Raw genomic sequence first — 7653 nt, 5'->3', positions numbered from 1 at the left:
GACGTGCGACTTCCTATGGAATACAGAATATGGAAATGCAGGGGGCTATGGCAATTTTTACCGTAAACTTAAAAAGAATCCTAAAACTGATCTAATATTCAATAAATCTGAGTTAAATCCAGTCAATTGCAACCAAAATGCTTATTTATCCTTCGAAAAAGACAGGTATATATTGATCAAAAAATCAGTATAACGAAATCTCAACTTTGTTCAATAAAAAAAACGATCAAGTAAAAAACATGTTCTACTTGATCGTTCCTTAAGCTGGCTCATAAATGAGGAACTTTTTCAGTGCCCTCTCTCACGATACAGCCCTTTTAATTTTATTTAGATAGGTACATTGATTTATCTTTAACAAGCTTTCTGAAGTAAGGATCTTCAGTATCTTTAATGAATCTGATGGCCTCACCTGTCGACTTCATTTCCGGACCTAATTCTTTAGTTATCTCAGGGAACTTATAGAAAGAGAATACCGGTTCTTTAATTGCGTAACCTTCAAGTTTACGCTCAATAGTAAAGTCTTTCAGTTTATTCACACCCAGCATCACTTTAGCGGCAATATTAATGTAAGGAACATCATAAGCCTTAGCAATGAAAGGAACAGTCCTTGAAGCTCTTGGATTGGCCTCAATTACATATACTTTCTCATCTTTAACAGCAAACTGAATGTTTAACAACCCGATTACATTTAATGCTCTGGCAATCTTTTTAGAGTAAGTCTCCATGTCGTTCATTACCTTTTCAGATAAACTGAATGGCGGCAATACTGCGAAAGAGTCTCCAGAGTGGATGCCTGCCGGCTCAATGTGCTCCATTAATCCGATAATGTGAACATCTTCGCCATCGCAGATCGAATCTGACTCAGTCTCTTCTGCTCTGTCCAAGAAATGATCGATCAGTACACGGTTACCAGGTAAATCTCCTAGTAATTTTACTACTGCTTTCTCAAGATCCTCATCGTTGATCACGATGCTCATCCCTTGTCCACCTAGCACATAACTTGGTCTAACCAGCACTGGATAACCTACTTCATTTGCTACAACGATTGCTTCTTCAGCATTCTCTGCAACACCATATTTAGGGTAAGGGATTTCCAATTCTTTTAAAAGATCAGAGAAACGTCCCCTGTCTTCAGCAACATCCATATCGTTATATGAAGTACCTATGATCTTTATGCCGTTCTCCTGCAACTTCTCAGCCATTTTTAAGGCCGTCTGACCACCCAACTGAACAATTACACCCACTGGGTTCTCCAACTCGATAATTTCACGTACATGCTCCCAGAACACCGGTTCGAAGTATAATTTATCAGCCATGTTAAAGTCTGTAGATACCGTTTCAGGATTACAGTTAATCATGATGGCTTCAAAACCACTCTCTTTAGCCGCCAATAAGCCGTGTACACAAGAGTAATCAAACTCTATACCCTGACCGATACGGTTAGGACCAGAGCCCAATACAATTACTTTCTTCTTATCGGAACGGAGAGATTCATTCTCTTCCTCAAAAGTTGAGTAGTAATATGGTGTTTGCGCAGCAAACTCAGCAGCACAAGTATCAACCATTTTATAAACACGTTTGATGCCTAATGACTTTCTGCGCTCATAAACCTCATCCTCCGTTACATTTCCTAAAAGATAAGCGATCTGAATATCAGAGAAACCTTTCTGCTTTAAGGTAAAGAAGAAATCCTTAGGGATATTATTTAGTGAATAACGTTTCAATTCTGTTTCCAGCTGAACCAATTCATGTATTTGTGACAAGAACCATTTATCAATACGGGTAACTTTACGGATTGACTCTAATGGAACACCCATACTCATGGCATCTTTAATCAGGAATAAACGATTCCAGCTTGGATGCTCAAGACCATGCATGATCTCTTCGATACTGCGGCTATGTTTACCATCTGCACCTAATCCAGCTCTGCCAATTTCCAAACTCTGACAAGCTTTTTGTATTGCTTCAATAAAAGTACGTCCGATGGCCATTACTTCACCTACAGATTTCATCTGCAAGCCCAACTCCATATTCGCTCCTTTAAATTTATCGAAGTTCCAACGAGGAACTTTCACAATCACATAATCAAGTGTAGGCTCAAAATATGCAGATGTAGTTTTTGTAATTTGGTTTTCCAGTTCATCCAGGTTATAACCTATAGCCAGTTTAGCTGCTATTTTAGCGATCGGATAACCTGTAGCTTTACTCGCCAATGCCGAAGAGCGGGAAACCCTTGGGTTAATCTCGATGGCAATGATCTCGTCGTTATCCGGATTAACCGAAAACTGTACATTACATCCCCCAGCAAAGTTTCCTATTGCGCGCATCATTTTGATAGCCTGGTTACGCATATCTTGGTAACAACGGTCAGACATAGTCATAGCCGGCGCTACTGTGATTGAATCTCCTGTATGGATACCCATTGGATCGAAGTTTTCAATTGAACAGATAATGATCACATTGTCATTACTATCCCTTAACAACTCCAATTCGTATTCTTTCCAACCTAAAACAGCTTGCTCTACCAAAACCTCATGAGTTGGAGAAGCTTCAAGCCCACGTTGTAAAGCCTGGTCAAATTCTTCTTTTTTGTGTACGAAACCGCCACCAAAACCACCCAATGTATAAGAAGGGCGGATTACCAATGGATAACCAATTTCCTGAGCTGCTTCTTTACCTTCAAGGAAAGAATTTGCAATTTTTGAAGTTGCTACGCCTACACCTATATCAACCATTAACTGGCGGAAAGCTTCACGGTTTTCTGTTTTCTCAATTGCAGCAACATCTACACCGATTACCCTAACTCCATATTTCTCCCAAATTCCACGTTCAGAAGCTTCGATACAAAGGTTCAGTGCGGTTTGTCCGCCCATGGTAGGTAATACCGCATCAATTTTACGTTCTTGTAAAATCTGCTCGATAGAATCTACTGTCAGTGGCCACAGGTAAACATGATCACCAATCACCTTGTCGGTCATGATGGTTGCAGGATTAGAATTGATGATTGAAACTTCAATCCCCTCCTCTTTTAAAGATAAGGCGGCTTGAGATCCCGAATAATCAAATTCGCAAGCTTGACCAATGATAATAGGTCCAGATCCGATAATTAGTACTGAGCGTATGGAGGTGTCTTTAGGCATAAGGCTTTGAAAAGTCTAATGTATAATATGGTAAAAAATGCAATTTAGAGACTGGAACAGTCGAGAGATTTCCCTTAGATAGGGTCTAAAGCTCCGACTCTTCTGTCGGGATGCAAAGTTACAGTTTTACCTATTAAAAATCAGCTATTTTTTAAAAAAGCATCATAAATAAAAAAGGAGGCTAAAATACCCCCCTAATAACGTGTTAAAGCTTATTCCTGCTTTAGTTTGATCAAGCCAACATCAGTAGTTATACTGTCTATTACAGGCACATTTACTACAGACGTATCTTTGTACGGAGCAATCGCTTTTACTTGAATGGTATAAGTCCCCACTTTAACAGCGGGAAATGCGAAATTACCATTGTTAATTTCAGCCCTTAAAGTATCAGTTCCCAATACCGCGAACACCTGCGATGCGCCATCTGCCGGAGCAATACGGCCTTGGATTTTACCTGTCTTAATAAAAGTAAAGGCAAGCAAACCAATCACCAGTCCTATTATCATTAAAAAACTTAATCTTTTCATCGTCATATTCCTTTTAGCCCATTTTCTTATTAACGCTAAATTACATACAAATAGTTCGTTTCTATTGTTTCAAATAAATCTTGCGTCCCTAACCTTCGCCCCTACGGGATTTTTTTATGTAAATACGTTTAGTACTTTTGGGCGATGATTGAATTACTCAAGGATAGCTTCACTCAACTTTTTGTTCAAACAGGCGCATTAGAGTGGTTTGGCGTATTTACCGGAATCTTATGTGTTTGGCTTGCGGCCAAGAATAACATTTACAGCTGGCCAATCGCCATTGTAAGTGTGGTCATTTATATCTTTATTTTTTTCGAATCAAAGCTATATGCAGACATGGGCCTGCAGTTTTACTTTTTTATCATGAACATTTATGGCTGGTATTATTGGAGTAAAAACAGAAACAACCCCGAAGCATCAAGACCTGTCGCAAATATCACCCAAAAGGAAGTATTAATTTCCATAGTCAGCATCATCGTTTTCACCTTCCTACTGGGGCAATTGCTTTACAAAAATACAGATGCTGCATTGCCTTATCTAGATAGTTTTTGCACCGCTTGCAGCTTAGTGGCACAGATTTTTCTGGCCCGAAAAGTGATGCAAAACTGGTTGATATGGATATTTGTTGATATCATTTACGTGGGCATGTACATTTCAAAAGATCTATATGCGACTGCGGTGATGTACGCGCTGTATGTTTATATTGCATCAGTTGGTTATTTAGATTGGAGAAAGATTTACCGTGAACAAGCAAATTAAAAGAATAGCTATTGTTGGGCCCGAGAGTACTGGCAAGTCTACCATAACAGCACAACTGGCATTGCATTACCACACGCTATGGGTACCAGAATATGCCCGATATTATTGTGCCGCTTTAACCGCTCCCTGCAACTTACAGGACGAAATCAATATGTTTCACGGACAGGTAGCACTTGAGGAATCCATAACGGCCATCGCTCAAAAAGACTTGATTTTCTGCGATACCACCTTCTTAACGGTAAAAATATGGAGTGATGAGGTATTTGGAGAAACGCCGAGATTGGTGTTAGATGCCTTACCCAATTACCATTACGACCTATATCTATTGATGGATATTGATTTGCCTTGGCAGGAAGACCCGCTACGTGACTTTCCGGATAAGCGTGAGTATTTTATGCAGGTTTGGCACAATGAGCTGAAGGCCCTAAATGCAAACTACGATGTGATAAACGGAACCGAAAACAGGCTAGACAATGCAATTGCTGCTGTCGACCGCTTTTTATCCAATCACTAACAAAATCCCCTTTCTTGGTATTCACAAAATAAGCAAGTACCTTTGTTCCATCAAAAGGGGGTGCCTTGTTTTGTAAAAAACACAAAAACAGGCTGAGAGCATACCCATTATATCTGTACGCAGATATATGCACCTGATCCGGATAATGCCGGCGTAGGGATTGGAGTTATGGAGTTTAACTGGGCTGTAAGTACCCCTTACTTGCAGCGGTTTAACTAAAAGATCAAAAATTGAAAACATTAAAAATTGCCGTGATGGCGATGTTGCTGTTGCCGGTTCTGGCAAAAGCTCAATTCAGTATTTCGGGAACAGTATCCGAAAAATCAAACACACTTTCAGGAGCCTCTGTACGACTTAAAAATAAGGCTACAGGAATGACTACTGATGCACAAGGCAAATATCGGTTCAGCAATCTAAAAGCAGGGAATTACACCCTTAGCACCAGTTATATTGGCTACCAAACGATAGAGAAAACCATAAAGTTGAGTAGTGATGAAGTTGTGGACTTTACCTTGATCTTAAGCGCATTTTTGGCCGATGAGGTAATTGTTAGGGCTACGCGTGCCAACGAGAAATCGGCCGCCACCTACAAAAACATCGACAAAGCCGAAATTGAGCGAAACAACTTTGGCCAGGATCTTCCTTTTATTTTAAACAACACACCTGGCGTTGTAGTTACTTCTGATGCAGGTGCAGGCGTAGGCTATACCGGAATTAGAGTTAGAGGTAGTGATGCCAGTAGGGTAAATGTAACCATCAACGGCATTCCTTACAACGATGGCGAAAGCCAGGGAATATTTTGGGTAAACATGCCCGACTTTGCTTCCTCTGTAGATAACATCCAGATCCAACGCGGCGTAGGTACCTCTACCAACGGTGCCGGTGCTTTTGGTGGAAGTTTAAACATCCAAACAGCAGCACCTTCAGAAAACGCATATGCAGAGTTAAACAATACCTACGGCTCATTTAACACCTTAAAAAACACCGTTAAAATTGGTACTGGCTTAATTGACAACAAATGGAGCTTTGACGGCCGTTTATCACGCATCAAATCTGATGGCTTTGTAGACCGTAGTGCTGCTGATCTGAAATCATTCTTCTTATCTGGTGCTTACCATGGGAAAACAGATTTATTAAGGATAAATGTATTTGGCGGTACAGAAAAGACCTACCAAGCCTGGAGCGGTGTTCCTGAGGCAAAACTAAGAGGCGATTTAGTCGGCCTACAAACCCATTACGACAACAATAAAGATTATTTGTATTACACAGACGCCGACCGTGATAATCTATTTAATTCTGACAACAGGAAATACAACCAGTTTACCTACAAAGATCAAAACGACAATTACGCACAAAATCATTACCAGGCATTATATGCGAAACAGTTTAACGAACAGTTTTCATTTAATGGAGCCCTGCATTATACCGAAGGTAAAGGCTATTATGAAGAGTACAAAAACCAACAAAAGTTTAGTAAGTATGGCTTACCTAATGCAAATGCAGGTGGCACCGACGTTGCTAAAACAGACCTTATTCGTCGCCGTTGGTTAGACAATGACTTTTACGGAGCAACTTATGCGTTTAACTATAATCCAAAGTCCGATTTAAACTTCACCCTGGGTGGAGCATACAATCAATACAGAGGTAAGCATTTTGGTCAAGTTATTTGGGCCCAGTATGCCTCAACAGCCACAAATGACTATCATTATTACGATGGCAAAGGAAATAAAGATGATTTCAATACCTATGCTAAAGTAAACTACAGTCCGATAAGTCAACTGAGCTTATTTGCCGACTTACAATACAGAAACGTAAAATACGATATCACTGGATTAGACAAAAATCGTAACCCATTAGATTTCCACAACAACTACAATTTCTTTAACCCTAAATTTGGTGCTACTTACTTCGTAAACGAACAAAGTAATATATATGCGTCATTTAGTGTAGCGAATAAAGAACCTAACCGCGATGACTTTACCAATCTAAAAACAGGATTAGCAGTACCAAAAGCAGAAAATCTAAACAATATTGAAGCTGGATACCGCATTAAAAACAGCGATTTCAATGTTGGCATTAATGTATATGGTATGTTCTATAAAGATCAGTTGATTTTTACAGGAGAGGTTAACGATGGTGGCGATCCTTACCGTCAGAATGTAGATAAAAGCTCAAGAATAGGGATTGAATTAGATGGTTCATACATCATCAGTTCTAAATTTGCAGTAAATGCCAATGCTGCATTAAGCAGAAACAAGATCAAAAACTATATTGATTACGTTTCAGAATACGATGCCAATTTTGATCTGATCAATGTTCAGGCAACCACTTATGCAAATCCAGATATCTCTTTCTCACCAAATACAGTCCTTTTCGGCGAGTTGGTATACAAACCGTTATCGGGCCTTGCTGTTGCTTTCCAAAGCAAATATGTGAGCAAACAATTTATGGACAATACGCAAAATGATAGCCGCAAGCTAGACGCTTACTGGGTAAACAACGCCAGAATAGGTTATGATTTTAGCTTAAAAGGCATTAAAAACATCAATATCGGCTTATTAGCCAACAACATTTTCAATAAAAAATACGAAAGTAACGGCTATACTTACAGCTCAATCTATCCATGGGGAACAACTACCGAAAACTTTTACTTCCCTCAGGCAGGAACTAATTTCCTACTTTCGCTAAATTTGAAATTTTAAAAGACAAGGAA

The 7653-nt window shown here is 39.5% G+C and carries 6 protein-coding genes; 4 read left to right on the top strand and 2 right to left on the bottom strand.

What is annotated here, in order from left to right:
• Positions 1-193 (top strand): hypothetical protein (locus tag EZ444_RS27490; protein WP_205945321.1); only part of this gene is annotated, 193 nt, incomplete at its 5' end.
• A 130-nt stretch (positions 194-323) separates the two neighbouring features.
• Here EZ444_RS27490 and carB read toward each other — a convergent pair.
• Together carB and EZ444_RS24070 are read right to left on the bottom strand one after the other, a co-directional pair.
• Positions 324-3140: a carbamoyl-phosphate synthase large subunit gene (carB, locus tag EZ444_RS24075; protein ID WP_131612169.1), complete on the bottom strand. Its 2817-nt coding sequence runs from the start codon at positions 3138-3140 to the stop codon at positions 324-326.
• 212 nt (positions 3141-3352) lie between these two features.
• Positions 3353-3667, bottom strand: coding sequence for a peptidase associated/transthyretin-like domain-containing protein (locus tag EZ444_RS24070; protein ID WP_131612167.1), 315 nt, complete (start codon positions 3665-3667; stop codon positions 3353-3355).
• Positions 3668-3811: 144 nt separating this feature from the next.
• Between EZ444_RS24070 and pnuC the strand changes: the two genes are divergently transcribed.
• The 3 genes from pnuC (at position 3812) to EZ444_RS24055 (ending at position 7642) form a co-directional block, all read left to right on the top strand.
• Positions 3812-4426, top strand: coding sequence for a nicotinamide riboside transporter PnuC (gene pnuC, locus EZ444_RS24065; RefSeq protein WP_131612165.1), 615 nt, complete (start codon positions 3812-3814; stop codon positions 4424-4426).
• The gene (locus tag EZ444_RS24060; RefSeq protein WP_131612163.1) at positions 4410-4940 is read left to right on the top strand and encodes an AAA family ATPase; all 531 of its coding nucleotides are present in this window, start codon (positions 4410-4412) and stop codon (positions 4938-4940) included. The genes pnuC and EZ444_RS24060 overlap by 17 nt, the downstream gene beginning before the upstream one ends.
• A gap of 254 nt (positions 4941-5194) precedes the next feature.
• Complete coding sequence (locus tag EZ444_RS24055; RefSeq protein WP_131612174.1) at positions 5195-7642, top strand: TonB-dependent receptor; 2448 nt, start codon at positions 5195-5197, stop codon at positions 7640-7642.
• Positions 7643-7653 lie beyond the last annotated feature (11 nt).

The organism is Pedobacter hiemivivus, from assembly GCF_004331685.1.
GTDB classification, from domain to species: Bacteria; Bacteroidota; Bacteroidia; order Sphingobacteriales; family Sphingobacteriaceae; genus Pedobacter; species Pedobacter hiemivivus.
This window is presented reverse-complemented; position numbering and strand designations above follow the sequence as displayed.